The sequence below is a fragment of the Ruegeria sp. AI3 genome, from assembly GCF_056541245.1.
Map to the genome: position 1 here is coordinate 1 of NZ_JBQFYA010000020.1, position 25,415 is coordinate 25,415.

The window sequence follows — 25,415 nt, forward strand, 5'->3', positions numbered from 1 at the left end:
GGATACTGAACAGGCATCTCCCAGCCCGCAAAATCAACCATCTTGCCGCCAAGCTCGACGTGCAAATCGTAAAGAGGAGTGCGCTTCGGTGAAGTCATTTTTCTAACCTTTCAATCAGCGGGATTGGTCGCGAACGACCGTCACTGTGCAGTGCGCATTCCGCACCACCCGGGCGAGGTTCGGGCCAATCTCATAGTTCGGGAAATCGCCCTTGGTGGAGGCCATGACAATCAGATCAAAGCCCTCTTTGTAGGCGAGTTTCAGGATTTCACGGTAAACGCTGCCTTCTTCGATATGGATCGCCACATCGGAGGCATCGCCGTGGTCCAGAATGGCCTGAACGGCGTTGCGGACGTGATCCTTTGCTCCGGCGCCATAGTTCGCGGGCAGGTTCGGAAGTTGGATAATCTCGGGGATGACGGCAACTGCATGCAGTTCGGCACCGTAGAATTTCGCCTGTTCCAAAGCGATCGGCAGAGCCAGTTTCCAGGAACGGTCGTCGGTATGATCAATGGGCAGCAGGATTTTCGTGGCCATCACGTCTCTCCTCGAGATATGGAATTCTGTTTCAAAGGCGGGGGGCCAGATTGGCCCCCCGTTTTGGTCGGGCCGAACTTATTCGGCAGGTTTTGCCTCCGGCTCTTCGGACTGGCCGCCCGAGGCAAAGAACTCTTTCGTCAGTTTGAAGACGATCGGACTCAACAGGGCCAGGGCAATCAGGTTCGGGATAGCCATCATGGCGTTCAACGTGTCTGCCAGCAGCCAGATAAAGCCCAGATCTGCAGTTGCGCCGAAGTAGATCATGACGATCCACAGGACGCGGTAGGGCATCAGGGATTTCACACCCAGCAGGAACTCAACGCATTTCTCACCATAGAAGGACCAGCCAAGGATAGTGGTGAAGGCGAAGATCGACAGAGCGATGGCGATCAGATACCCACCGATACCCGGCAGCGACAGTTCGAACGCGTGGCTGGTCAGCGCCGCACCGGATTCACCCGATGTCCAAGCACCCGACGCGATGATCGCCAGACCGGTGATCGAGCAGACGATGATGGTGTCGATGAACGTACCCAGCATCGCGATCAGGCCCTGGTTTACCGGACCTTTGGTCTCGGCAGCAGCGTGCGCAATCGGGGCGGAACCCAGCCCGGCTTCGTTCGAGAACACACCACGCGCCACACCAAAGCGGATGGCGGCCCAAACGGCTGCACCCGCGAAACCACCTTCTGCGGCGGACGGAGTGAACGCGTAGGTGAAGACGAGCGACAGCGCATGTCCAATGTTGCCGATGTTGATCAGCAGAACCAGCAGGCCCGCGATGATATAAGCAACGGCCATAAACGGAACCAGCTTACCGGCAACCGCACCAATGCGAGTGATACCGCCCAGGATGACAGCTGCAGTCAGAACCATCAGAACAACGCCAGTGACCGAGGTGTTCAGACCAAAGTTCGCTTCAAGAACCTGTGCCACACCGTTTGCCTGTACGCCGTTGCCGATGCCGAAGGCGGCAACCGCGCCGAACAGGGCGAATGCTACACCCAGCCACGCCCATTTTGCGCCGAGACCGTTCTTGATGTAGTACATCGGGCCGCCAACATAGTTCCCCAGCTCGTCTTTTTCGCGATATTTCACCGCGCAGACAGCTTCGGCATATTTGGTGGCCATGCCCACCAGGGCGGTCATCCACATCCAGAACAAGGCGCCTGGACCGCCCAAGAAGACAGCAGTGGCCACACCAGCGATGTTACCTGTACCGATGGTCGCCGACAGCGAGGTCATCAGCGCGTTGAATGGGCTGATCTGCCCTTCGCCCTGACCTTCCCGGCCTTTGAACAACAGGCTGAAGCCCGTGCCAATGCGCAGGATCGGCATGAATTTCAGCCCGACCTGCAGGAAGAAGCCAACGCCAAGGATGAGGACCAGCATCAGCGGCCCCCACACGACGCCATTGATGGCTCCTACGATTGAATTTAACGCTTCCATGGTATTCCTCCCTAGTGCGTCTGGTTATGCCCCGGCAGCAATCGCTCGTTGGCGAGCTTGCTTGAGGGCGGCAAAGTCTTCGTCCGCGTGGAACGACGAACGGGTCAGCGGAGTGGCCGACACGTGTAGAAAGCCCTTGGAGCGCGCGATCTGCTCCAGCTGGGCGAACTCTTCCGGTGACCAGAACCGGTCGATCGGGTGATGTTTCGGGGTCGGTTGCAGGTATTGCCCGACTGTCAGGAAATCGACATTTGCGGCGCGCAGATCATCCATCACTTGGCGGACGTCACTGAGGCTTTCGCCAAGGCCGACCATCAGGCCGGATTTGGTGAAGATCTCAGGGTTTGCGCGCTTGGCATCATCCAACAGGCGCAAAGACGTATAATATCGCGCGCCGGGACGAACCGTTGGATAAAGATGCGGCACAGTTTCCAGATTGTGGTTGAAAACGTCCGGCGCTGCTTCAAATACCAGATCTGCAGAAGTCCCTTTTCCCAAGAAGTCCGGAGTTAGAACTTCGACGGTAGTTTCAGGGTTTTGGTGCCGCACCGCTCGGATGGTCTGCGCGATATGTTCGGCGCCACCGTCTTCCAAATCGTCGCGGTCAACCGATGTGATAACCACATGACGAAGCCCCAGCTTTTTGACGGCCGCCGCGACACGGCCCGGTTCGAACACATCCAATGCATCCGGTCGACCGGTGGCCACGTTGCAGAAGGAACAGCCACGCGTGCAAACCTCGCCCATGATCATCATGGTGGCGTGGCGCTTGGACCAGCACTCGCCGATATTGGGACAGGCGGCCTCTTCGCAAACCGTCGCCAGGTTATGCTCGCGCATCAAGCGGCGGGTTTCATAATACTCGGTGCTGTCGCCCTTTTTCTTGCGAATCCACTTGGGCTTGCGGGGAATGACACTATCTGCCTTCTTGGCTTTTTCGGGGTGGCGGGGGCGAAGCTGGATGGTCATCTGGCGGCTCCTTCTTACGCGTGGATCGCGCGGCCCAGAGCGTCGAGGCAGGCTTCTTTGACCGCCTCGCCCATAGCTGGATGTGCATGACAGGTGGAGGCGACCTCGGCGACGGTAGCACCTTTGGTCATCGCCAGAACGAGTTCCGCGATCAGATCACCGCCATGCGCACCGCAAATATGCGCGCCCAAAATTTTGCCGTTCGGGTCAGCCAAAACCTTGACCGCGCCGTCGGTTTCTCCGGTCGATCGCGCGCGCGAGTTGGCCATGAAAGCGAATTTGCCGACCAGGTATTCTTTACTGGCTTCTTTCAGTGCCTCTTCAGTCATACCGACCGAGGCAACCTCAGGGTCCGTGTAAACGACACCCGGCACGGTGTTGTAATCGACATGGCCGCCCTGCCCCGCCAACATCTCAACGCAGGCAATGCCATCTTCCTCGGCCTTATGGGCCAGCATCGGTCCGGGGACGCAGTCCCCGATCGCATAGATGCCGGGAACCGATGTGCGGAAGCTGTTGTCAACTTGAACAAAGCCGCGCGGGTCAAGAGCTATCCCCAATTCTTCCAGCCCCAACCCGCGCGTGACGGGCCGGCGTCCGACGGCGATCAGAACCTTGTCGGCTTCGATCACCTCTTCCTTGTCTTTGCCGACCCGGTCCAGAGTAAGCGTCAATCCGGTTTCGGACTTTTCAATGGCCTTCAGCGCGCGTCCCAACTGGAACTTCAGGCCGCGTTTGCTGAGTGCGCGCTGCGCCAGTTTCGCAATCTCACCGTCAATACCGGGCAGAACGCGGTCCAGATACTCAACCACTGTGACATTGGCCCCAAGACGTGCCCAAACCTGACCCAGCTCTAGCCCGATCACCCCTGCCCCGACGACAACCAGATGATCAGGCACCGTGTCCAGCGCCAAGGCACCGGTTGAGCTGAGAACATCCTGCTCATCGATCTCGATACCGTTCAGCGGCGTCGGCTCAGACCCCGTGGCGATCAGGATATTCTTGGCCTCATAGATATCGTCGCCAACCTCCACCTGCCCGTCCGCCGGGATACGGGCCCAGCCTTCGATCAGCTCAACGCCGTTCTTCTTGAATAGAAAACCGATGCCCTTGGTAAGATCGCCAACAATCTTGTCCTTGCGCCCCATCATTGACGGCACGTCGATGCTGGCCCCCTCAACCGCAATGCCATGGGAGGAGAGATGTGCAAGCTCGGCATATTTGGCCGAGGAGGTCAGCAACGCTTTGGAGGGGATGCACCCCACATTCAAACAGGTTCCGCCCAGCGCCCCACGCCCTTCCACGCAAGCCACTTTCATACCCAGTTGAGCCGCGCGGATCGCAGCAACATAACCGCCGGGGCCGCCCCCGATGACGATGAGATCGTAAATGCTCATTGGGTGTTCTTTCAGTAGATTGGATAGTTGGCGCAGAGAGCGCGGACTTTTGCGCGGGTCTCGGCTTCGACGGTTGCATCGCCTTCAGGAGACTCACGCAGCGCATCGAGAACGTCGCCAATCAAATGGCCGATCTGAGTGAACTCATCAGGCCCAAAACCACGGCTACATCCAGCGGCCGTTCCTAGCCGGATACCGCTCGTGATCGTCGGCTTTTCTGGATCACCAGGGACGCTGTTCTTGTTGCAAGTAAACCCGGCGCGTTCCAGCGCGGCTTCTGCATCTTTGCCGGTAACGCCAAGCGGCCGCAGGTCGACCAGCATAAGGTGGTTTTCTGTGCCGCCCGAAACGATGTCACAACCACGCGCCATCATGACGTTTGCCAAAGCATTGGCGCTGTCGACGACACGCTGCATGTACCCCTTGAACTCTGGCTTCAACGCTTCGCCAAAGGCGACGGCCTTACCTGCGATCACGTGCATCAAGGGGCCGCCCTGAAGTCCGGGGAACACAGCAGAATTGATCTTTTTCGCCAACGCCTCGTCATTCGTCAGAATGATCCCGCCGCGCGGACCGCGCAGGGTCTTGTGGGTCGTCGAGGTGACCACATGCGCATGACCAATTGGCGAGGGGTGCAGCCCGGTCGCAACCAGACCCGCGATATGCGCCATATCGGCCAGCAGCCATGCACCGACCTCATCCGCGATCGCACGGAACCGAGCGAAATCGATCTTTTGCGAATAGGCCGAAGCGCCAGCGATAATCAGCTTTGGCTTTTCAGCCTTGGCCAGCGCTTCGACTTGATCATAGTCGATCAGCCCCTCGTCCGTCAGGCCATATTGAACCGGGTGAAACCACTTGCCCGACTGAGCAGGCTTGGCACCGTGCGTCAGGTGACCACCGGCATCAAGCGACATGCCAAGGATCGTGTCACCGGGGCTGAGCAGCGCAAGCTTCACCGCTCCGTTTGCCTGCGCGCCAGAGTGTGGCTGAACGTTGGCGAACTCGCAGCCGAACAACCTCTTCAATCGTTCGATCGCTTCAACCTCAACCTCATCCACATATTCGCAACCGCCGTAGTAGCGGCGACCGGGATAGCCCTCAGCGTACTTGTTCGTGAGCACAGAACCCTGCGCGTTGATCACAGCCTGCGAGACGATATTCTCGGACGCGATAAGCTCGATCTGTTCTGCTTGGCGCTTGCCTTCACGTGCAATCGAAGCAGCAATAACCGGATCTGCATCTTTGAGCGATTTTGTAAACAAGGTTCCCTCCATCATACTCGAATCCCAAGTACGAAATTTTTTTTCCTATAGTGGAAATAGGATACTCTAGGCAACATATATCTCGTACTTGTGAAGTTGTGTAAGGATGGGGAAATCGGTAACCTGCGGAAAATCAGGGAGATTTCTATGGTCGATGACAGCCTGAACGACGCCGTCGGGCCGGAAGAACAGGACGAAGGCGCTGCTTTGGGGCGCTCAATCCGGGATGCGCGCCGTGCAAAAGGGTGGACGTTGGAGGAAGCCGGACGGGCGGCGGGAATCGGTCGCTCGACACTTTCCAAGATCGAAAACAACCAGACGCGACCCAGCTTCGATATTGTTCGCAGGCTGACTCAAGCGCTGGAAATGAGCACCCCGCAGCTGTTTCTGCAATCGGGCCAAAGTGGCATTTCGGGCCGCCGCGACTACACTCCAAAAGGCCAGGGCGAGATGAAGGACACCCCGACATATCTGCACGAGTTGCTCTGCCCTGAACTGACCAGCAAGCGAATGCTGCCTTACATCGCGACGATCAAAGCCCGTGATGTGTCCGAGTTCGAGAACTGGATCAGACATTCGGGTGAAGAATTTATGTATGTGATCAGCGGTGAGCTAACCTTTATTTCAGAACACTACCGCCCGTTGACCATGAAGGCTGGGGATTCCCTGTACTACGACAGCGGCATGGGTCACGGCTGCATTTCAACCAGCAAAGAAGACGCAAAAGTCTTGTGGGTTTCGCTAGAGTGATCTGAGCGCACAGTCGGTTGGACGCGTATGTCGCGGCCGCACAAACAACGCGCCCGCGCCTCCGCCAAGTTTCCCGTCGGTGGGGCTCTGAGCCAAACTCCCAAACACTTGGACGGACTGATCGTCTTCCTCCACGATGATTTATTGAAACTGGATTTCAACAGCGTCAAATGGACAATCCGTTTAAGAGCCCTGATCAGGACAAACGCGTTGTTCGCAAGACACGAGACCGGGGTTCAAAATTGTGCATTCCTCGCCTCAATGAACGAAACCTACAAACTCAATGGCTTGGACCGCCTAGCTCGCCCGAATGCTGATCGCTATTGCAAGCGGTCACAAACAGGCAAACATCGCCAGCCTGATGCCCTGGAACTATCCCGCTGACGTGTGACAAGTTCACATTTTATAGTCCAAGCTTTGTTCGGACGGATAACTGGCACCTCAGTGACCTGTCTTCGTAGGGCTGAGATACTTTGACTTGAGTTCAGGACAGCTAGCTAGATTCGTTCAAGTGCGGTTTCCACTTGGCCGCAAAACTTATCAATATCGCGCTTTAGCATATCGCTTTCTCGGGTCTCATCTCTGACCGCAGATAGCTCATCTACAACAGCTCGCAAATCTTCTTCTGGAGCTGCCTCCGCGATGCGCCCCAAAGCTCGAATAAGGGCGGCCGTTACGAGGCCATTACCCCGGGCAGCGCGTCTTAGGGCTGGCATCGAGTCGTGGAACAGTGACTCTGCTGTGATGGACGGATAAATCACCCTTACGTTTCCGTCGTCATCCCGATACACACCCGTACAGAGCTTGGACGACCACGCACGGGCCAGAGATGCCGATAGACGGTCGATGCAGACTATTGCGGTAAACGTGTCGTTGACACCCGGCGACAACGCCCGAAGTGCAATTTCCACTAGGAGATGGACAGAAAAGCGGATATCTCCGGTAGGATCTCGCGCGGGGATCAACGGAGCTGCCGCTTGCACAAGATCATCGAGGCTCTCGTCACTGTCACCATAAACATTGGCCAGAGTGTCCGTTGGAACCATGAAGTCACCTGGCTGCACATCAAAAACGACGACGGCTCCTGCTTCCTTGGCGGCACCCACCAGACCTTCGGTATTGATCGAGTTCACATATCCAGTGCCCGAAGCCGAGACTTGGCGCTTGTCTCCCTCCTCAGGGACTGCCTCTGAAGATGGAATATCTGCACGGTTTTCGATTGCGGTGCTCACTTGGCGATCCAAGGCTTCAGAAATCCGCGCCGCCTCCTGATCAATGGTTACGCGCGTCGATACTGTATGAACGAAGAGCAGCAGCAAAAGAACTGAAATGATTGAATAGACTATTCCAATCGCAACGGCCGAATTGACGGATGTGTCATCGCGTATCAGCCACAAGATCATCAAGCTGTACAAAAACGTCGCTCCAAGTGAGCCCACTGCAACCTGATTTACCCTGTCTTCGCCAAAGCGCTGCAAGAGCCTGGGCCCAATAGATCCAGCTGCCAAGGTGTAGACCAGCAAAACAATGGAATAGACCATGACCAACGCGGACATGGATGCTGCTGAGATTGCGCTTAGTACATCGCTCGCAGTACGATTAGAAACGCTCAGCCAATCGGAAGCGGACCAACCCCAACTCACGAGCGCTTGCTCCGTTTTGAAGACAATCCCAGCCACCAAAAGCCCTGAAAGACTAATGGCGGCAGGGATGGTTAGGAACCCGCGAAAGTATCTCACTAATTCTCTAGGTGTTTGCATTCCGGTCCCCATTCACGACACGAGCTTTTTTCAACGAACCCAGCTTTACGCGAACCGGACTGCCGCTTCTTTCAAAGCACTCTGCATATCGCCCCATGCAGCCTCGTAGCCCTCTTTGACGTCTTCCCAGGCCTCGTCGCTGGTCGACTTCAAGTCATTCAGTTGAGCCTCTGCGTCAGACCTTGCCTTGTAGAGCTTACTGAGCTGCTCCTCGAGCTCGAGTTTGGCGTCCGCTTCGGCCAGTTTCAGCTTGGCTTCGAGAACATCAATTTGAGCATTCCAGCTATCCAGTTGCAGCTGCGCCTTTTTCTCGTACCCAACACGTGTCATCATTTTTCCTTTCTTCTCAAACTTTGGTTCATATCAATGAGAGCCGACAATCAGGCCGCAACAATTGCCTTGAGCATCCAGACCGCTTCCTCATGCTTCGCCATCCTGGCGTTCATCAAATCCTCTGTAGCCCCATCGCCATAACGGGCAGCGGTCGCGGCAGTCTCACGCAGGTTCCGGGCAATCGCTTCGTGGTCCGCAACCAACTGGTTGATCATACCCTCTGCGTTTTTGACTGTTTCTTCTTCGGTCAACTTGGCTTGGCTAACCATGTCCGTGAACGAGATCGGGGCCACCTGACCCAGAGCGCGCACACGCTCGGCCAAATCATCCGCAGCTTCAAACAGGTCGCGATACTGACGCTCTGTCAGTTCATGGATCGGCACGAAGAGTGGGCCTACGACGTTCCAATGTGTGCCTTGCGTTTTCACCATCAGAACCATGGTATCGGCCAGCACTTCTGTCACCGCGTTGGCGATCCAGGCGTTTTTGTCGATACCTGTGTCGTTGGTTTCTGCCTGAACTTCAGACTTCAAAACTTGCTGTATCATTTTCACTCCGTTTCGTTACTTGTGGAGTAGAACCTAATAACAAAAAGATATTTTTCAAACAAAATCAAATACTTATTATATGTATCCAACGCATCATGCGGCGTTTCATGATCCTGGGTATCCAGCCCAACTTGCCAACATTGCTGTAGACACGCAGGCCCAATGCCATACATGCTTGGAGTAACTGACGTAAGCTACTGAGGTCATGCCAGTGTCTGATCAAAATCGACCACCAAAGCGCACGGAAAAACTGCAACTGATGCTCGACCTCGAAGAGCTTAAAGCCATCGATGATTGGCGGTTCGAGAACAGATTGCCTTCCAGAGCGGCCGCCATTCGAGAACTCATCCGTCGCGGTCTGATTTCCAACGAGTTCGCAGAGCCACCTACTGACGCGCCTTCCGGCGAGTTTCGTGTTGTGGACGAGTGACAGGAAAACCCACAGAGCAATCCAGTGACGCCAGTGGTGGACCAACATGGCATGAGCGATCAAACGATCCTCTACGTCAGCATCTATTCATCGGTGAAAGGGTATGAGGCGCCCCAACATCTGAGAGTTGGCCGCGTTATCAACCGCATCTTTTTTCAGATGGTGATGACGCCTCGCCATACCGAAAGGCGCGTACGACCAGTTTTGTCAAAGCCCGGCTCGGGTAGATCGGCCAACTGAACATGGGGGGCTGCTGCAGATCCAATCCAAGCCTCGGAGGTATCAAAAAGTGCCGCGTTCACCGGGTGCGCCGGACGAATTGTCAACAGCCCCAAGCTGATCGGCAAGATCGTCCATAGTGGCGGGCTTTCTGGTAGAGATGACCGGCTCGCGCAAATCAATTGAATCGAAACACGGGGAACTTGACATGTGAAGCTCCGCAAGAGCCGAACAGGAAGAGGGGGGCAGCCAGCACCCCCGCAAAGACTGTCAGGCTTTGATCAGATGCCCGCCATCGATATCCAGCACAGAACCTGTCAGGAAACCGTTGGTCATTGCCATGATGACAGCTTGAGCGATTTCGCTGGCCCTGCCGACGCGGCCAACAGGGAGCGATCCACCAACCTGTGCGTACATGCCTTCACGTGCCTCTTCTGGCATGCCTGCATAGGCTTCGGTCGCAACCATCCCGGGGCTGATGCAGTTGACGCGGGACTTACCCGCCAGTTCTTGCGCGAGCCCCATGGTCAAAGCCTCAACAGCCGCGTTCACCGCACCTAGACCGGTCGCGCCGGCCGATGGGCGGCGGCTCAGCACGCCGGAAAACAGCGTGATTGATGCGCCGTCGGCCAGATACGGCAGAACCTCGCGAGCGGTCACGTAGGGGCCAATGAATTTGGCCTCAATCATGCCGCGCAGGTCGTCAGTCGGCAGTTCAGCAAACGCGCCGTGCGCAGCGCTGGATGCCGAGATGACGAGATGATCGACCTCGCCGAGGCTGGCAGCCCATGCTTTGACAGCTGCTTCGTCAGTGGTGTCAACGGAAGCGACCGAAATGTCGCCTTCAATTTCAGACGCAACGGCCGTCAGTTTCTCTTTGTTGCGGCTTGAGATTGTAACCTTGGCGCCCAAACTGGCTGCAAGTTCAGCTGTTGCCTTGCCCATACCGCTACCGCCGCCAACGATGACGACATGTTTGCCTTTAAGCGCGGCTTCAAAAACGTTTGTCACAGTTCCACTCCTTTTCCCTTCAGTTGCATTTGCACCGGATCGCAGCTGTGGGTTGGTTCCGCTGGTTGAGGAACACTCTTCCAGGCCCAACTCCGGTGTTAGGTGCTCCAGGCAACCATCGTGCCCCTTGGAGCTTTCAACCCGCCGCAATCTGAGCGTTTGTTGTTTCTGGTCGGATATCTAGTGCGCAGAACGAAGTTGTTGAAATAGATAAATAGAATGCGATAAATTCACAAAATGAATATTAAATCTCTCGACCTCAACCTCCTCAAAGCCTTCGACGCGATGTACCGAGAACGACATGTCGGCCGCGCTGGGGCGTCTATAGGCCTTGCCCAACCCTCCATGAGTAACGCGCTGAACCGGCTTCGCGCCAGGTTTGAAGATCCACTCTTTCAAAGGGGGCCGGGCGGAATGGTACCAACCAGCCGCGCGGAAGAATTGGCGCCAAAAGTGCAAGGCGCGCTGACGATCGTTTCAGAAATGCTGGAGCAAACCGAGTTTGATCCCAAACATGCCCAAGGCCAAATCACCGTTGCGGCTTCGGACTTGGCAATTCTGCGTTTGGCTCCCGCGATGGTCACTTACTTTTCAAAACACGCACCAAATCTTAGCCTGATCTTCGTACCGATGAACAAGATGACTCTGATTGATCAATTGGATGCCGAAACAGTGACGTTGGCCATTGGTACATTTGGACATCTTCCTGCGCGGTTTCATCGACGGACGATTATGCCGGATAGTTTTGTATGTATCGCCCGCCGCGATCACCCTTTGACCCGAGATGGTTTGACACTTGAGTCGTTCCTAGAGGCTCGTCATGCATTGATGACACTGAACAATGACAAAATCGGCTTTGTAGATAAGGCACTAAAGAAGCTTGGAAAAGCTCGGCAAGTGGTTTTGACCTGCGCTCAATTTGCTCTGCTACCCGATATCGTCGCTCAATCCGACTTGATTGCAACTGTGCCAACGTCGTTGACTCCGGTTGCGCGGCGCGCTGGGTGTGACGTCTTTCCCACGCCATTGGATTTGCCGAAATGGGAAAGCGAAATGGTTTGGACCCAGAAAACTGCACATGAACCCTTGGGGCGCTTCGTTGTAGACTCATTCACTGAAATGAGCCGTTCGACGGAGCTCGATCTGGGAAAAGAGCTTCCTGGGGTCAGTATTCATAACCAATAGATGACTGTGGCCTGCCGCGCTAACGCTAGAGAAAAAGGGGGACGCTACGCCATCTGCTCGACGCTCAGTCAGAAAAAACCGCTAGTGCCACCGCTTGGAATTCCAAGCCGTGAATCCTGCAGCGCAACGAAAATCAATACATCCTGACCTTACGGGTCGGACTGAACGTAGCATCATCCAAAGCCTTAAAGCTACTTTGGTCCGGTCAGCCCTTTCAGAACGAAATCCGCTGTGCTTGGGCTGCTTGCGAAGGGTAGATCATAAACAATCGCTAGACGGCTCAGGGCTTTGACATCCACGTCGTGCGGCATCGGCGACATTGGGTCGATAAAAAAGAACAAACCGTCCAGCCGGCCTTCGCAGATCATTGCCCCAAGTTGCTGGTCGCCGCCTAGTGGTCCACTATGCAACGCGGTGACATTAAGCTCAGGCAACGCGGCCCTGAGGCGGCCACCGGTGGTTCCGGTGGCGAACAATTCCGCCTGACTTAGGATGTCAGCATGGGACTGGGCCCATTCGACCATCAGATCTTTCTTGGCGTCATGGGCAACCAGGGCCAGTTTCAGCGGTCTACCTGATGAATTGCTCGACATAGTCCGCCCCTAATCCGACTTCCTCATAGTGCTTACGGCACATCTCGATTTTAGTGAAGACGTCCTCATACCCCATGGTTTTGCCCCATGGGTCAACATAAAGCATCACGCCGTTGACCTGGAAATAGGTGATCATTTCGTCGACATCATCGGGTACAATCAGAGTGTGGGTTTCGCCCGGCGGTTCAAATACATAACCGCCTTCCTCCGCGACCCAGTCATGTTCCAGGTAATGCCAGCGGCCTTTCAGAACAAAACCATGAACGGGCTGCGGATGCCGATGCCTGGACAGAACCCCGGATTTCCGCACGCGCAACAGGTTCATCCAGTACCCCTGAGACCGGTTCAAGCAGAGCGGTCGGAACGAGACGTTTTCGGTTTGCGGCACCCAGACCCTCTCGTCTTTGGCGACGGCTTCAGGGATGACGATCTCCTCCTGCGCATCCTTGGGGAAGGGCAGTTGATAAGGCATCCTGGGATCGTCGTCGTTTCCTTGTACTGGCATCAGTTGCCCTCCTCACATTGCAGAATAGCCGCCGTCCACAGGATAGACAGCGCCGGTCACAAAAGCAGCCTCATCCGACAGTAGCCAAGCAGCCAGTGCGCCAACCTCGGATGGTTTGCCCCAACGGTCCAGCGGTGTCCGACCCAGAATAGGCTGGTTGCGGGCCGGATCGGCGCGCAGGGCCTCGGTCATTTCGGTTTCGATCCATCCGGGTGCAACTGCATTGACGCGCACGCCATCTTCAGCCCATTTCCCGGCCAAAGCCTTAGTCAACTGCGCCACGCCGCCTTTGCTGGCAGAATAAGCAGGAACAAGTGGCCCACCAAAGTAACTGAGCATCGACGCGGTGTTCACGATCGCCCCGCCCGATGCGACCAACACGGGTTGCGCGGCCAGACAGCAGCGCATGGTACCGGTCAGGTTGATATCGATCACTGTCTCAAAAACGTCGATCTCATACTCCGCGCCACGTGCCAGAATACCCGCGCAATTGACCAGCCCGTCGAGTTTCTCGATCCCACCGAAGAACGCGGTTACGGCCTGAGTATCCCGCACATCCAACTGCGCACAGACGTCGTCAGGGTGCTGCGCAGCATATTCCGAAACCTCTTCAGCTCCAACACCGGTCGCGGTGATGCGCCATCCCTTACGGCGAAGTTCCCCTGCGATACCGGCGCCTATGCCGCGGGTGCCGCCAATGACAACGGCGTGTTTCATGGATCAGTCTCCTTCCGCAAGAAACGCCTCGACCGCATCTCTACGAGGCATCGGGGCAACCGCACCGTACCCTTGGGTCGAAAGCGCAGCAGCGGCGTTGGCATAGCGTGCGGCCTGAAATGGGTCGTCGCCCGCAACAATACGAGACAGGAAAGCACCGTCAAATGTGTCGCCTGCGGCCGTGGCATCCACCGCTTCGACCCGGCGGCCTTTGACACGTTCGCGCTTGTCTGGTGTTGCAACCAGGGTCCCTTCGGCCCCCAGCGTCAGGGCGACAATTTTTGCACCGAGGTTCAGGTAAGAATCTGCGATGTCATCGGGATCGGACAAGCCTGTCAGTTGCTCGGCATCATCCAGACCAGGAAGGGCAATATCGCATTTTGACATGGCCGCGTGCGTCACAGCGCGGGCGCGTTCGATCGGCCAGAGCTTCAGACGCAGATTGGTGTCGTAGGACACGAGGCCTCCACCGTCCTTTACAATCTGAATGGCCCGAAACACGGTATCGGCGGCAACATCCGAAATCGCCTGACTGATTCCCGATACGTGCAGTATCTTCACCGATTGCAACGCCGCCACTGGCAGATCATCTGGCTCCATCCGGCTACTGGCCGAGCCTGCGCGGAAATAGCTAAACTCATGCCCGTTCGCGCCATGCGTCACAAAATAGACCCCGGTATGAGCATCCGCGACCTGACGCACGGTCGAGGTGTCGATCCCCTCGACCTTCCACAGATCAATGAAGGAATTGCCGAACGTATCGGCGCCGATATGCGTCACATAGCCGACGGACGCACCCTGTCGCGCGGCGGCGATTGCGCAGTTCGAGGTGTCACCGCCATGTCCGGGCAGATAGTTCCCGTCAGGCTGTTGGTTGAACTCCAGCATCGGTTCGCCAAGGCACAGAATATCGGGGGTCATGATCATCTCATCTTTGCAAAAAAGGGCCAGCCCCGGTGGGCTGACCAAGGAGTTTGGGAGGGTTATTCGGTCGTATAGCTTTGGCCGACACCCGGAATCTTCCAGATGCGGAAGTTTGGGATTTCAGGGTCTTCAAAGTTCATGTCACCATCGACCCAGAGATGCAGGTGGTTCGAGACCACATACATCTCACCATCCGGACCCCAAGCCAGCGTGTCGGGCCAGTTCATTTCCGGGTGGTGGACGAAACGGCTGACCTCGCGCGTGGATTCATCGAATTTCATGATGCCGTCCAGTGACAGGGCGGTCATATAGATGTTGCCTGCATTGTCCGCTGTCATCCCATCGGTGTTCGAAGGCAGCACTGCGGCAACCTCAACGGCGTTTTCGATGACTGTTTCATTGGCCTCGAAGTCCCGCAGGACTTCGGTCGGAAGGCTATAGAGATGATTGCCAGTCAGGTTGGTCCAGTAGAGCGTTTCCTTGTCGCCAGACAACGCGATACCGTCGGCACCGGTGCGCATGCCGCCATTCTTCAGCACCGGACGGTCGTCAATGTTGAAGAAGAAATTCTGCTCATCATTGGTAAACCGATGCTGGTCCAGAATACGACGCACTGAGTTGGTGTTGCTGTCATATACGATCAGGCCGCCATGCAGCGGGTCACAGAAGATGCCACTGTCCGCGATATAGGCAAAGCCGGTGTCGTTATCGACGGCCAGATCGTTCAGGAAAGAACACTGACGGTCCGCTTCTTCTGCCGTGAAGACATAGCGCTGAATTTCCTTGTTCTCTTTCAGATCCCACAGCACGAGCTTCGCGTCGCCCTCCTCGAACGGAGGGCCTGCCACGTGGCCCTGATCCAGGATCCACATCACGTCATTGCGGTCGATCTCAAAACCCAGAACGGCTTTCAGGCCATCGGGGTTCGACATGCTGTTCATTTCTTCAGACGGAAACGCCTCGAGCTCCCAAATGTCTCCGTTTTTGACCAGCTTGGAAACGGTTGAGGGGACCTCGGCCCCGCCCCAGCGTGCGGTGGACACATAGATGTTGCCTTGGCTGTCGACTTTGGCGCCCTGAACCAGTGCTTTGCCGTAGATCTCGCTCCCTTCCCAAGCGGATTTTGTCGCCTCATCCTTGACGGCATAGGGCAGAGTGTTCCATTCCGCGACCACCTCGAGCCCGTTCGCGAGCGCCGGGGTAGCCAGAACGGCGGTAAGGGCCACCGTGTTGAGCATTCGTTTCAGCATGTATTCCTCCCTTGCTGAGATCTGGTGTCCCGCAGGTTGTTGCGAGCAACCTGCGGGACGGATTGTTGTTTTAGATACGGCCGTATTTCGCCAGACCTTCGCGCAGCGAGCCGCTTTCAATGATCAGACGCGCCTGTTCGGCTTCGCGCTCATCAATCTCGCGTGCCATGTCCAAGATCGCTTCGGCGTGTTCACGAGGGACCACAACCGCACCGTCGATATCTGCAACGATGATGTCGCCGGGGTGTACAATCACACCGCCCATGTCGACTTCTACATTGGAAGCCAGCGTACGAACGCGGCCCAGAGTGGTGCCCGGGTTAACGCAGCGGGAATAGACCGGGAAGTCATAGTCGCGCTTGATCTCGACCAGATCACGCACACCACCGTCCAGAACGGCACCTTCGTGTTTGTTGGCAACGGCTCCGGCGGTCATCAGACCACCCCACAGCGCCACATCGGTAGTGCCATTGGTCGAGATCACGATGACCGAACCGGCCTCGGATTCGTCGATGGCGTCCAGCGCGTGTTGCGGCGGCAGGAATTCGTCAGTTGGTCCTTCCAGAATTGTTACGGCTGGACCGACGATCTTCCTTTCATTGATGCGCGGTTTGATCGAGGCGGGCAGAAATCCGGTCTTGCCGGACACCTTGTCCACGGCATCCGCGACTGATGCGGTGGCCACGTCGCGAAACCCGGCAACGAGTTCTTGGGTGTTCATGAGAGTATCCTCTTACGTTGGGAAGATTGAAAAGATGCGGCTGTGAGAGACGCGTTGATTTGTGCGCGAGCCAAGTCGATGTGACCGGCCTCGAGCGCCTGGGCGGGCAGCAGATTTCCACCCATGCCGACGCAAAGCGCACCGGCGTTCAGATAGGTTTGCGCAGTGTCAGGAGACACGCCGCCAGTCGGCATCAGGGCGAGATTGGGAAACACGGATTTGACGGCCTTCAGGAAGCCGGGCCCTCCGGCAGCATCGGCCGGAAAAATCTTGATCACCGCAGCACCGTTTTCCGCATGATGGTGAACCTCGCCCGGTGTCATTGCTCCGGGCAGATAGGGCACTTTCGCGGCACCGGCTTCGCGCGCAGCAGCATCGCTCCAGCACGGAGAAACAACAAATTCGGCACCAGCGGCCAACACTGCGTCAGCCTGATCAGCGTCAAGAACCGTTCCGGCACCGGTGTAAATTGCAGGATAGCGTTGACGCAGCTCAGCGATCAGAGCTGCGGCATCCGGAACCGTAGTGGCAATCTCCAATGCGCGGTTTCCGGCCTCGGCCAGCAGGTCACAGGCCGTCAAAGCGATCTCGGGGTCGCTATGGCGGATCACCGGGACAATTTGCGCCGATCGCAAAGTGCTAACGAAATCTACCATTTGTTCACCCAGTGATCGGGTTGCTCGTCCCCAAGAACTCTCGCGACTTCACGCGCAGCACATCGCTGCAGCACCGCAACCGATCGTTCAGAGTACCAGGCAGCATGATCCGACACGATCGTGTTGGGGCTATGTAAAAGGGGGTTGGTCGGGTCGACGGGTTCCTGTTCGAACACGTCAATACCAGCCCCGAAAATGCGACCTTGATGCAGGGCCTGAGCCAATGCGACTTCGTCCACCAAACCGCCGCGCGACACGTTGATCACGATTGAGGTTGGCTTCATCTGCGCGATACGCTCGGCGTTCAGAATATGCCGTGTTTCGGGGGTGAGAGGAGCATGCAGACTGATGACGTCGGACGCCTTGCAGAGGTCGATCAAATCCACCTTTTGCACATCCGCCGCTTGGGCTGCGTCGTCGCTAAGGTAGGGGTCAAAAACTAGAACCGAAGCGAACCCCAGGGCCCGGAACTTCCGTGCAGCTTGCAGGCCGATCTTTCCGCAGCCAATCAGGCCAAGGGTGGCGTTTTCGCGGCTGGGGATCAACGCCGCCTGCCCTACTCCCCATTGACCCTGCCGCACTTCGGCATCTCGGGACGGAATGCGCCGCTGCACGGCCAAATACAACGCCAGCGCATGTTCGCTGACTTCGGTTTCCGCACCATAGTCTGGCACATTCGCAACATAGATGCCGCGCGATTGCGCGTAGTTCAGGTCGATATTATCGACGCCCACCCCATAGCGGACGACGACTTTCAGGTTCGGGCAGGCATCGATCACGGCCGCATCCACAATGCGTTCCCGCACAAGGATGGCGACCGGATCCAACGCCTGCAGGGCCGGGACCGCCTCGGTTTCCGGCGCAACCGGCGCGATCTGAACATCCTGCTCAGCCAACACCGAAGCCTCGGCGTCATAGGCGGCATAGCCGGGTTCAAGAATAGCGATGGTTTGGCGGGTCATGTGGCGGTCTCTCGGCATGGGTTATTGGGCCTTATAGGCTTCGACGGCGGCGTCGAGGCGGTCGGGCCACTCCTCGCCGATCTCACCCACGATGTATTCACGCACCGCAGGCTGCGCGGCTTCGCGGAACAGAGCCTTCTGCACGGGGCTGACAGGGACCACTTCCATGCCTTTTTCCGACAGGATCGCGGTCGCATTCGCGTCCTGCGCGGCGGTCATGCCACGGTGGATCGTTTTCGAGATCTCGACGCATTGTTCGACGGCTTTCTTCTCGTCATCCGTCAGGCTTTCGAAGAACATGTCCGACATCAGATAGGCGTGCCAGCTGAACACATGGCCATCCAGCGAGACGTATTTCTGGTGCTGGTAGAGCGACGCGTTGACGATATTCGTCACGCCGTTTTCCTGACCGTCCACAACGCCCTGCTGCAGTGCACCGGGAAGTTCCGGCCACGGAACGGGAGTCGCCGATGCGCCGAGGCTTTCGACCAGAGTCACCCAGACCGGCGCGGTCATTACGCGCATTTTCAGGCCTTCCATATCGGCAGGTTCGGCCACGGGCTTCACGTTGTTGGTAAAATTGCGCACCCCGTTGTCGGCCACGCCAAAGCTGCGGATGCCGGTTTTCGCCCGCATGTCTTCAGCCAGCGCGTCACCGAATTCACCGTCCATCACCGCCCAGGCCATCGCCTGATCGTCGAACAGATAGGGCATCGCCAAAACCGAGAAGGGTTTATAGACAGCCGAGATCGGGCCGTCATGGATCGCCGCCATCTGAACGGTGCCCAGCTGCAGCCCTTCCATGATCTCGGACCCGCCTCCCAGCTGAGATGCAGGGAAGATCTGAACATCAATCGAACCCGAGGTTTTGCCCTCGACGCAGGCCTCAAACGCCAGCGCGGCAGCGTGTTTGGGCGAGCTCAGGTCAGCGGCTTGAAAATGTGCGTATTTCAGCTCTTTAGCCGAGGCCGCACTGGCGGCGGTCATTGCAACAACAGCTGTTGCCGTCATCAGTTTCGACATGGTTTTCATGAGGTTCCTCCCTTTCATGTCAGTTCGCAAATCCAAAGAAGTTGGGGATGAAGGTGCTGACGCCTGGCACAAGAATGACCAGAAGAAGCACTACGAGTTCAGCCAGCAGCAGCGGCAGAACCGCTTTTGACAGGCGTTCGATCTTCAATTGTCCGACCGTGGCGATCACGAACAGCACCGGACCAACCGGAGGGGTGATCATCCCGATAGTCAGGTTCAGCACCAACATCATCCCGAATTGCAGCGGGTCGATCCCCGCGGAATAGGCAATGGGACCTAGGATCGGAGTCAGGATGATCAGCGCGGGCAGCGTGTCGATAAAGAAGCCGCAGATCAGGGCAAAAGCCGCCAGAATGAACAGAATGCCCAGACGGTTGTCGGTGATCTGGGTGATCAGCTTGGCCAATTCCTGTGGAATTTGCAGGTAAGTCAGTAGCCAGGCAAAGATCGACGCCATCGCCACGATCAGGAAGACCGAGGACGTCACCACCGCAGCCCGCACAAAAGCGGCGTACAGAGCGCGGACCGTGAAGGCGCGCAGGATGAAACCAAGGAACAGAGCGTAGGCTGAGGCCACCGCGCCCGCCTCGGTGGGTGTGAACACACCGAAAAGGATACCGCCCAGAATGATTGCTGGCATGATCAGGGCCGGAATGGCCGCCAGGGTTGCACTGCGCAACTCAACCATGGTGGCGCGATGTTCACGCCCGCGGTAGCCGTTACGAGTGGACACGATATGGTTCGCGATGGCCAGCGCAACGCCCAGCATAACCCCAGGCACAATTCCAGCCAAAAACAGTCCGGCGACTGTAACTCCATTGGTCGAAATCGCAAAAATTACAGCCAGAATGGACGGCGGGATGATCGGGCCGATGGTGGCCGTGGCAGCGGACAGGGCACCGGCGTAATTCTTCTCATACCCGGCCTCACGCATCATCCGCATGACGATGGCAGAAGGCCCTGCAGCATCCGCCAGGGCAGAGCCGCTGATCCCCGCGAACAGCATCGACACAAGGATGTTCACATGCCCCAGCCCGCCTCGCACATGTCCAACCAGAGCGTTGGCAAAGCGCAGCAATGCATTTGTTAGCCCGCAGGCCGTCATCAGCTCGGACGCGAGAATAAAGAAAGGCACCGCCATCAGCGGGAAACTGTCGATCCCGGCGAACATGCGTTGGGTTGCGACCAGTGGGTTCAACGAACCGTCGATAAAGATCGCCGACAGGCCGGCGATCCCCATCGTGAAGGCTACGGGAACACCCAGAAACAGCGTCGCGAAGAACAGGATGATCAGGGTTTTTGCCACGGCTCAGACCTCTGCCTCATCGCCCTTGGCGTTGGGACCGTGTTCAAACTCTTGGCTTACGAAACGTTTTGCGAAAAAGGCCAACTGGATCAGGAACAATGCGCACCCGATCGGGATAGCGAGATAGGGAATGCCGCGCGAAATCCCGGTGGACATGGTTTCCTTGTTCCAGCCGAATTCAACGAATTTAACGCCCAACCACAGCATCGTCGCCATAAAGGCAAACATGACGAAGACGATGCCCCAGCGCAGCAGGCGGGCCAGAGCGTCGGGCAGCAAATCCGGAATTGTCGTAATCGCGACCAAGCGACCTTCGCGCAAGGCAAGACCGGCACCGCAAAACGCGCCGAGGATCATCAGGTGTCTGGCGACCTCTTCAACCCAGGCAAGGGAGGTACCAAAACCGTACCGCCCCACCACATTGGCGAAGACGATTGCAAAAACCGTAGCCAGCGCCAAAGCCACCAGCGCCCGGTTCAACGCAACAATCCATGTTTCCAGAGTTTGCAAAGACGCCCCTCCCAATGCCGTCTCCTCGTGAGAATCAAAACTGGCATACAGTATGCTAATATGTCAACACTAACACATTGTATGCCAGACACAGGCCTGCTACTGTCGCACTGAGGAGAGCGACATGAGCCCATTCAACAGACCGAAATCATTGACGGAATTGGTGACCGAAAACCTGCGCGAGCGGATTATCAAAGGCGAGTTCGAACTGGGTGAGCAACTGTCTGAGGCTCGAATCGCCAAGAATCTTGAGGTCAGCCGCACCCCTGTGCGCGAGGCAATCAACCGGCTTGAGATGGAAGGTCTGTTGGTCGTTGAACCTCAAAGAGGCTCATTCGTGTTCAATCTGGAGCCCGAGGAACTCGCAAAACTTTGCGATGCACGTGTGTGCCTTGAAACAACCGCTTTGACCTTGGCCATGCAGGCGAACCCACAGGCGCTTCATGCCGCGCTTGAAAAATGCGTTGATCGGATGACAGCGGCCCGTGAGGCCGCGGATGATGCAGAATACCTTTACCTGGATACTCTATTTCACCAATGCCTCTTCGACTGCGCAGACAATCGGTTTCTGAATGACGCCTATCAAACGATTGCATTGAAAATGGCGGCGTTGCGCAGCCGGTTGGGTCATCACCCTGATCACATGGCTAAATCCTATCGGGAGCACATTGAGTTGCTTCAGTGCGTCCGGGATGGTGACGTTCCACAAGCCTTGGATGTGCTGAAACTCCATATAGACAGGAAAGAAGGATCTTATTGGAGCGATGCAACGCAGCCCGACGGAACAGGTTCAGGATAGCGTGCGATGAAACGTCTAACCTTGGGTGCCCAACCACGCGAGAACCTAGGCGATGCCGGGTCCATTTGGCCAGTTGGTTCTCGTTCTAAAGCACGGAGCATTCTGGCCGGATGAATAGCGTCAGATATCCTCTAACCTTAAGCTCGACCTCGCGTGTTGGCATCACGGAGATCACGCCCCGCAGAGGTTGACACCTAATCGGCCAAAGCTTGATTCAGCAAGCCGAACAGGCGGTGCGAGGGGAAAGGACATGAATAGTTCGAAACGGGTTTTATCCGGCGTGGCTCCAATCCCACGCCATAGCACCGGATGCTGTGTATGTTTGCGATTGGGTTCGGACCGCTAGACCTATTGGTTGAAATCGCTATCCGGCGTCCACAAGGTTTTCATCTAAGAATGGCTGCGCAACCGAGGGCCAGAACGGCAGTTTTCGTTTGGTAAGCGCGAGGTCGTGGAACGCAGGCTGTGTTCCGCCGGGGCTGGCAACCTGCAGGATGTGGTCCGAAATTTGGCTGAACGGGCCGTAGAAATGGAACAGCGATTTCACCGCCACCACCGATTTCTCGGCCAGCCGGATGCCGATCTGCTCGAAGGCTTCAGGATGGTAAACCTGAACACGCAGATCGTTGACCAGCAGGTCGATTTCTCCATCCAGGCGGAGCCAGACCACGGTGCCCATTGGTTCAAGACCAGTGCCGAGATGCTGACCCAGGCCCGTCTCGATATTCATAACTCTTGCAATCAGGTCGATCGGATCCCCTGAAACCACACCGGTTTTTCCGCCAAGCCGAAGCTTCAATCTGCTTCCAATGCCCGCATCCTGACAAATACGCACTACTCCGGGATCCCAGAACAGACCACTGGCAAAATGCGTCATTCCACGCGCCAGCATGCCTTTCAGCAAATGGGTGGCGTCGCCCGGCGCTCCTCCGCCTGAATTGTCACCCATGTCCGCCAGAACGTATAGACCGAACCGTGTACCAATGTGATCCAGCGCCTCGGAGATCGGTAGATACCGCGTGGTTACTTCGTTTCGCAACTCAAAGAAGCGCCGCCCCAACTCCTCGGCCAGTTGCGCGGCTAGTTGTGCTTGGCCATCTGCTATAACCAGCATCCGCGCGCCGACATCTTCGACATCTGCCCAAGGAAAACCGTGACTCAATGAAACCGACAACAGGCCGGGTCTGGCTTGAGCTGCGGCCATCTCGGCCACAAAATCCTTCATCGCCCCAGCCTTGGTCAGATAAAGGTTCATCATACGGGTATCAAAAAACGCCATCTTGGGCGCGATCTCACCCGCATGTGCCCGCTTTGCCAGATCAAACAGTTCGGCCGCGCATGCTGTTGCATCGTCATGCGGGTATTCTCTGAAATGCACGATCAGATCGCTGGCGTTCAGCATCTTCTTTGTCAGATGAGAATGCAGGTCCAGCGAAACGCCGATCGTTGCGTTTGGGCACAGTTTGCGAACGCGGGTCAGAATATCGCCCTCGCAATCCTCTATATGCTCGGCCACCATCGCGCCGTGCAGTTGCAGCAGGATGACATCTGCACCGCCACACTCCGCCAGATCAGACAAAATCTCGCCGCTCAGTTCGTCATAACAGCTGCGCGTGGTCAGACCGGCGGGTTCGGCTATGGCGGTCAGGCTTTCGACAACCTGCCAGCCCAGAGTTTCGGCCCTATCGCGCCACAGATGAAGCGCCTCCGTCATAAGGTTTGGAGGCTCTTGTGTCGCCGTACCATGCCGCAGGAAGTAGTCCTCAAAACCCGACATCGCAGTCGGCATCGTGCAAAACGTGTTCGTTTCTGTCGACAGTGTCGCAATGAAAAGCTTCATAAATTCCCTGTTCCCAACACGTCAAAGGACGGCTGCGTGAGCCATCCTCTGATCTTTGGCGATGCGATCACATTTCACCAGAGTTATTCGGCTTTCCACCAACGCTCCATAAAGCTGCTTCCGTCCAAATCCAGGTTCGAGCCGAATTTTTCGGGCGTGCCGACGCTTGGGCGCGTGGCAAAGACATATGAAGCAAACATCGGGATCGCGACACCGCCCTGATTGGCGACAATATCCTGCATCTCGCCATACATCTGGCGACGTTTTTCAGTGTCCAGTTCAGCCCGAGCCTCAACCAGAATCTTGTCGAATTTCTCATGCGACCAGAGAGATTCGTTCCAAGCGACACCGGATTGGAACGCCAATGAGAACATAAGATCCTCGACCGGTCGTCCGGCCCAATAGCTGGCGCACCAAGGTTTCTTCGTCCAGACCTCGGACCAATAGCCATCATTGGGCTCTCGTTTGACAGAAACGTTGATCCCGCATTTCGCGGCCGAGTTAGAAATCAGCGTCGCTGCGTCCACCGCGCCGGGAAATGCAGCGTCAGAAGACGAGAGTTCGACATCCAGCGACTCCAGACCAGCCTGTTTCAAATAGTATTTTGCCTTGTCCGGATCGAATGTCTTTTGTTCAAGCTCAGCATTGAAATACTTCTGACCGGACCCGATTGGATGATCATTGCCGACCTCGCCGTAACCCAGCAGAATCTTGTCGACCAGCTCTTGCCGGTCGATGCCCCATTTGATCGCCTGACGCACATTGTTGTCGCCAAACGGCGCGGCGTTGGTCAGCATCGGGAAGGAGTAGTGCTGCGTACCGGCTACCGAATGCAGCGTTACATTTGGATCACGTGAGACAAATTTAGCCGTCTTGGGATCAACCTTATCGGCAATGTCGACCGACCCCGCAGACAGCGCCGCCATCCGTGCGGTCGTATCCAGCAGCACCAAAAGTTTCCATTCGTCCACATGCGCGACATCAGGGTTCCAGTGGTTCCCGTGACGGGCCAAATCCGCCGAAATCCCTGGCTGGAAATCCTTCAACTGATAGGCTCCGCAACCGATACCGGATTGCCAGTCAATGCTGTCACCCTCTGCCGGCAGAATGGCAAAGCGGTAGTCGCTGAGGATAGCCGGGAAATCTGCGTTACCGCCCTCAAGCTCGAAAACGATGTTGTTTGGCCCGTCCGCACGCAGTTCCTTCACACCGGCCAACAGCGGCGCCCCAGTCGAGGTTGACCCTTATCCGCGGTGAAAATTGATCGAGGCAATCAAGTCCTCAACTGTCACTGTACGACCATTGTGGAACTCGACCCCGTCGCGCATCTCGAAGGTCCAAACCGACGCGTCCGGCGAGGCCTCCCATGATTTTGCAAGTGACGGCTGCACGTTGCTGTCCGCGTCGATCGCAGTCAGGAAACCGTTCATGCCCAGGCTCAACGGAATCAGGAAACCCGCTGATATCTGCCCCGGATTGAGTTGCTCGGTCGTCCCGCCATGACCAATCCCGGCAATCATGCTGCCGCCCTTTTTGGGCGTGGCCGCAATAGCGCGATCCGCCAAAAGCGTTGCGGCACCGACGGTCATGCCGGTTGCCAAAACACCGCGCATGAACTGACGACGATCCACCTGACGCAATTGCAGACGCTGTTCCATCTGCCGCACGTATTGAAATTTATCCATTGCTTGACCTTCCCTGAGCATTCTTCTGTTGCCCGCAAGATCACGCACCAATTTGAGCT

General features: G+C 56.6%; 26 protein-coding genes and 1 pseudogene. 5 read left to right on the forward strand and 22 right to left on the reverse strand.

What is annotated here, in order from left to right:
* Window positions 1-114: 114 nt before the first annotated feature.
* The 5 genes from ACRZ95_RS21460 to glyA all read right to left on the reverse strand — a co-directional run bounded on the left by ACRZ95_RS21460 (window position 115) and on the right by glyA (window position 5,635).
* Window positions 115-537, reverse strand: coding sequence for a universal stress protein (locus ACRZ95_RS21460; protein WP_170680934.1), 423 nt, complete (start codon window positions 535-537; stop codon window positions 115-117).
* Between the two features lie 78 nt (window positions 538-615).
* Window positions 616-1,989, reverse strand: a complete 1,374-nt coding sequence (locus tag ACRZ95_RS21465; protein WP_170680932.1) for an alanine/glycine:cation symporter family protein — start codon at window positions 1,987-1,989, stop codon at window positions 616-618.
* Between the two features lie 24 nt (window positions 1,990-2,013).
* Window positions 2,014-2,958 (reverse strand): lipoyl synthase, encoded by a 945-nt coding sequence (lipA, locus tag ACRZ95_RS21470; RefSeq protein WP_170556289.1) that lies wholly within the window; start codon window positions 2,956-2,958, stop codon window positions 2,014-2,016.
* A 14-nt stretch (window positions 2,959-2,972) separates the two neighbouring features.
* Complete coding sequence (gene lpdA, locus ACRZ95_RS21475) at window positions 2,973-4,355, reverse strand: dihydrolipoyl dehydrogenase (RefSeq protein ID WP_170680930.1); 1,383 nt, start codon at window positions 4,353-4,355, stop codon at window positions 2,973-2,975.
* Window positions 4,356-4,366: 11 nt separating this feature from the next.
* A complete protein-coding gene (gene glyA / locus ACRZ95_RS21480; protein WP_170680928.1) occupies window positions 4,367-5,635 on the reverse strand; it encodes a serine hydroxymethyltransferase in 1,269 nt (422 codons plus the stop codon).
* Window positions 5,636-5,767: 132 nt separating this feature from the next.
* Between glyA and ACRZ95_RS21485 the strand changes: the two genes are divergently transcribed.
* Together ACRZ95_RS21485 and ACRZ95_RS21490 are read left to right on the forward strand one after the other, a co-directional pair.
* A complete protein-coding gene (locus tag ACRZ95_RS21485) occupies window positions 5,768-6,370 on the forward strand; it encodes an XRE family transcriptional regulator (RefSeq protein ID WP_170637784.1) in 603 nt (200 codons plus the stop codon).
* Between the two features lie 27 nt (window positions 6,371-6,397).
* A complete protein-coding gene (locus tag ACRZ95_RS21490) occupies window positions 6,398-6,754 on the forward strand; it encodes an IS66 family transposase (protein WP_170680926.1) in 357 nt (118 codons plus the stop codon).
* Window positions 6,755-6,867: 113 nt separating this feature from the next.
* On the opposite strand, the gene ACRZ95_RS21495 is transcribed toward ACRZ95_RS21490, so the two are convergent.
* Genes ACRZ95_RS21495 through ACRZ95_RS21505 form a run of 3 tightly spaced genes read right to left on the reverse strand, consistent with a single transcriptional unit; the run spans window position 6,868 to window position 9,011 of the window.
* Window positions 6,868-8,142 (reverse strand): DUF2254 domain-containing protein, encoded by a 1,275-nt coding sequence (locus tag ACRZ95_RS21495; RefSeq protein WP_480555561.1) that lies wholly within the window; start codon window positions 8,140-8,142, stop codon window positions 6,868-6,870.
* 33 nt (window positions 8,143-8,175) lie between these two features.
* Window positions 8,176-8,460 carry a sll1863 family stress response protein gene (locus ACRZ95_RS21500; protein ID WP_480555563.1) on the reverse strand — a complete coding sequence of 95 codons (285 nt, stop codon included), beginning with the start codon at window positions 8,458-8,460 and terminating at the stop codon, window positions 8,176-8,178.
* A gap of 50 nt (window positions 8,461-8,510) precedes the next feature.
* The gene (locus ACRZ95_RS21505; protein ID WP_170680920.1) at window positions 8,511-9,011 is read right to left on the reverse strand and encodes a Dps family protein; all 501 of its coding nucleotides are present in this window, start codon (window positions 9,009-9,011) and stop codon (window positions 8,511-8,513) included.
* A 211-nt stretch (window positions 9,012-9,222) separates the two neighbouring features.
* Between ACRZ95_RS21505 and ACRZ95_RS21510 the strand changes: the two genes are divergently transcribed.
* Window positions 9,223-9,441, forward strand: coding sequence for a hypothetical protein (locus ACRZ95_RS21510; RefSeq protein WP_170474859.1), 219 nt, complete (start codon window positions 9,223-9,225; stop codon window positions 9,439-9,441).
* Between the two features lie 489 nt (window positions 9,442-9,930).
* Here ACRZ95_RS21510 and ACRZ95_RS21515 read toward each other — a convergent pair whose 3' ends face one another.
* Window positions 9,931-10,671, reverse strand: coding sequence for an SDR family oxidoreductase (locus ACRZ95_RS21515; RefSeq protein WP_170680918.1), 741 nt, complete (start codon window positions 10,669-10,671; stop codon window positions 9,931-9,933).
* 237 nt (window positions 10,672-10,908) lie between these two features.
* On the opposite strand from ACRZ95_RS21515, the gene ACRZ95_RS21520 reads away from it, so the two are divergent.
* A complete protein-coding gene (locus ACRZ95_RS21520) occupies window positions 10,909-11,856 on the forward strand; it encodes a LysR family transcriptional regulator (protein ID WP_170680916.1) in 948 nt (315 codons plus the stop codon).
* Window positions 11,857-12,047: 191 nt separating this feature from the next.
* On the opposite strand, the gene ACRZ95_RS21525 is transcribed toward ACRZ95_RS21520, so the two are convergent.
* The 11 genes from ACRZ95_RS21525 to ACRZ95_RS21575 all read right to left on the reverse strand — a co-directional run bounded on the left by ACRZ95_RS21525 (window position 12,048) and on the right by ACRZ95_RS21575 (window position 21,032).
* Complete coding sequence (locus tag ACRZ95_RS21525) at window positions 12,048-12,449, reverse strand: methylglyoxal synthase (RefSeq protein ID WP_170680914.1); 402 nt, start codon at window positions 12,447-12,449, stop codon at window positions 12,048-12,050.
* Window positions 12,427-12,954 (reverse strand): 2,4'-dihydroxyacetophenone dioxygenase family protein, encoded by a 528-nt coding sequence (locus tag ACRZ95_RS21530; RefSeq protein WP_170680912.1) that lies wholly within the window; start codon window positions 12,952-12,954, stop codon window positions 12,427-12,429. The genes ACRZ95_RS21525 and ACRZ95_RS21530 overlap by 23 nt, the downstream gene beginning before the upstream one ends.
* A gap of 12 nt (window positions 12,955-12,966) precedes the next feature.
* Complete coding sequence (locus ACRZ95_RS21535; RefSeq protein WP_170680910.1) at window positions 12,967-13,671, reverse strand: SDR family oxidoreductase; 705 nt, start codon at window positions 13,669-13,671, stop codon at window positions 12,967-12,969.
* Window positions 13,672-13,674: 3 nt separating this feature from the next.
* A complete protein-coding gene (locus ACRZ95_RS21540) occupies window positions 13,675-14,592 on the reverse strand; it encodes a sugar kinase (RefSeq protein ID WP_170680908.1) in 918 nt (305 codons plus the stop codon).
* A gap of 62 nt (window positions 14,593-14,654) precedes the next feature.
* Window positions 14,655-15,845, reverse strand: coding sequence for an L-dopachrome tautomerase-related protein (locus ACRZ95_RS21545; RefSeq protein ID WP_170680906.1), 1,191 nt, complete (start codon window positions 15,843-15,845; stop codon window positions 14,655-14,657).
* Between the two features lie 70 nt (window positions 15,846-15,915).
* Entirely contained in the window at window positions 15,916-16,566 is a 651-nt protein-coding gene (locus ACRZ95_RS21550) for an RraA family protein (RefSeq protein ID WP_170680904.1), read from the reverse strand.
* Window positions 16,563-17,222 carry a bifunctional 4-hydroxy-2-oxoglutarate aldolase/2-dehydro-3-deoxy-phosphogluconate aldolase gene (locus tag ACRZ95_RS21555; protein ID WP_170680902.1) on the reverse strand — a complete coding sequence of 220 codons (660 nt, stop codon included), beginning with the start codon at window positions 17,220-17,222 and terminating at the stop codon, window positions 16,563-16,565. Before ACRZ95_RS21555 ends, ACRZ95_RS21550 begins: the two co-directional genes overlap by 4 nt.
* Entirely contained in the window at window positions 17,216-18,184 is a 969-nt protein-coding gene (locus ACRZ95_RS21560) for a C-terminal binding protein (protein ID WP_170680900.1), read from the reverse strand. The genes ACRZ95_RS21555 and ACRZ95_RS21560 overlap by 7 nt, the downstream gene beginning before the upstream one ends.
* Window positions 18,185-18,205: 21 nt before the next feature.
* Window positions 18,206-19,216 (reverse strand): DctP family TRAP transporter solute-binding subunit, encoded by a 1,011-nt coding sequence (locus tag ACRZ95_RS21565; protein WP_480555568.1) that lies wholly within the window; start codon window positions 19,214-19,216, stop codon window positions 18,206-18,208.
* 19 nt (window positions 19,217-19,235) lie between these two features.
* The gene (locus tag ACRZ95_RS21570; RefSeq protein ID WP_170644261.1) at window positions 19,236-20,522 is read right to left on the reverse strand and encodes a TRAP transporter large permease; all 1,287 of its coding nucleotides are present in this window, start codon (window positions 20,520-20,522) and stop codon (window positions 19,236-19,238) included.
* A gap of 3 nt (window positions 20,523-20,525) precedes the next feature.
* Window positions 20,526-21,032: a TRAP transporter small permease gene (locus tag ACRZ95_RS21575; protein ID WP_170680898.1), complete on the reverse strand. Its 507-nt coding sequence runs from the start codon at window positions 21,030-21,032 to the stop codon at window positions 20,526-20,528.
* Between the two features lie 124 nt (window positions 21,033-21,156).
* On the opposite strand from ACRZ95_RS21575, the gene ACRZ95_RS21580 reads away from it, so the two are divergent.
* Complete coding sequence (locus ACRZ95_RS21580) at window positions 21,157-21,831, forward strand: GntR family transcriptional regulator (protein WP_170680896.1); 675 nt, start codon at window positions 21,157-21,159, stop codon at window positions 21,829-21,831.
* A gap of 364 nt (window positions 21,832-22,195) precedes the next feature.
* Here ACRZ95_RS21580 and ACRZ95_RS21585 read toward each other — a convergent pair whose 3' ends face one another.
* Window positions 22,196-23,671 (reverse strand): M81 family metallopeptidase, encoded by a 1,476-nt coding sequence (locus ACRZ95_RS21585; RefSeq protein WP_170680894.1) that lies wholly within the window; start codon window positions 23,669-23,671, stop codon window positions 22,196-22,198.
* Window positions 23,672-23,754: 83 nt separating this feature from the next.
* Window positions 23,755-25,377: pseudogene (locus ACRZ95_RS21590) on the reverse strand (ABC transporter substrate-binding protein).
* Between the last annotated feature and the right edge of the window lie 38 nt (window positions 25,378-25,415).

Bases quoted from the DNA above. Each gene is read 5' to 3' on its own strand.
- ACRZ95_RS21460 (WP_170680934.1), bottom strand. From the start codon at position 537: ATGGCCACGAAAATCCTGCTGCCCATTGATCATACCGACGACCGTTCC.
- lipA (WP_170556289.1), bottom strand. From the start codon at position 2,958: ATGACCATCCAGCTTCGCCCCCGCCACCCCGAAAAAGCCAAGAAGGCA.
- ACRZ95_RS21565 (WP_480555568.1), bottom strand. From the start codon at position 19,216: ATGAAAACCATGTCGAAACTGATGACGGCAACAGCTGTTGTTGCAATG.
- ACRZ95_RS21585 (WP_170680894.1), bottom strand. From the start codon at position 23,671: ATGAAGCTTTTCATTGCGACACTGTCGACAGAAACGAACACGTTTTGC.
- ACRZ95_RS21540 (WP_170680908.1), bottom strand. From the start codon at position 14,592: ATGACCCCCGATATTCTGTGCCTTGGCGAACCGATGCTGGAGTTCAAC.
- ACRZ95_RS21560 (WP_170680900.1), bottom strand. From the start codon at position 18,184: ATGACCCGCCAAACCATCGCTATTCTTGAACCCGGCTATGCCGCCTAT.
- ACRZ95_RS21485 (WP_170637784.1), top strand. From the start codon at position 5,768: ATGGTCGATGACAGCCTGAACGACGCCGTCGGGCCGGAAGAACAGGAC.
- ACRZ95_RS21580 (WP_170680896.1), top strand. From the start codon at position 21,157: ATGAGCCCATTCAACAGACCGAAATCATTGACGGAATTGGTGACCGAA.
- ACRZ95_RS21555 (WP_170680902.1), bottom strand. From the start codon at position 17,222: ATGGTAGATTTCGTTAGCACTTTGCGATCGGCGCAAATTGTCCCGGTG.
- ACRZ95_RS21490 (WP_170680926.1), top strand. From the start codon at position 6,398: ATGTCGCGGCCGCACAAACAACGCGCCCGCGCCTCCGCCAAGTTTCCC.
- glyA (WP_170680928.1), bottom strand. From the start codon at position 5,635: ATGATGGAGGGAACCTTGTTTACAAAATCGCTCAAAGATGCAGATCCG.
- ACRZ95_RS21465 (WP_170680932.1), bottom strand. From the start codon at position 1,989: ATGGAAGCGTTAAATTCAATCGTAGGAGCCATCAATGGCGTCGTGTGG.
- ACRZ95_RS21545 (WP_170680906.1), bottom strand. From the start codon at position 15,845: ATGCTGAAACGAATGCTCAACACGGTGGCCCTTACCGCCGTTCTGGCT.
- ACRZ95_RS21550 (WP_170680904.1), bottom strand. From the start codon at position 16,566: ATGAACACCCAAGAACTCGTTGCCGGGTTTCGCGACGTGGCCACCGCA.
- ACRZ95_RS21500 (WP_480555563.1), bottom strand. From the start codon at position 8,460: ATGACACGTGTTGGGTACGAGAAAAAGGCGCAGCTGCAACTGGATAGC.
- ACRZ95_RS21535 (WP_170680910.1), bottom strand. From the start codon at position 13,671: ATGAAACACGCCGTTGTCATTGGCGGCACCCGCGGCATAGGCGCCGGT.
- lpdA (WP_170680930.1), bottom strand. From the start codon at position 4,355: ATGAGCATTTACGATCTCATCGTCATCGGGGGCGGCCCCGGCGGTTAT.
- ACRZ95_RS21505 (WP_170680920.1), bottom strand. From the start codon at position 9,011: ATGATACAGCAAGTTTTGAAGTCTGAAGTTCAGGCAGAAACCAACGAC.
- ACRZ95_RS21520 (WP_170680916.1), top strand. From the start codon at position 10,909: ATGAATATTAAATCTCTCGACCTCAACCTCCTCAAAGCCTTCGACGCG.
- ACRZ95_RS21525 (WP_170680914.1), bottom strand. From the start codon at position 12,449: ATGTCGAGCAATTCATCAGGTAGACCGCTGAAACTGGCCCTGGTTGCC.
- ACRZ95_RS21495 (WP_480555561.1), bottom strand. From the start codon at position 8,142: ATGGGGACCGGAATGCAAACACCTAGAGAATTAGTGAGATACTTTCGC.
- ACRZ95_RS21530 (WP_170680912.1), bottom strand. From the start codon at position 12,954: ATGCCAGTACAAGGAAACGACGACGATCCCAGGATGCCTTATCAACTG.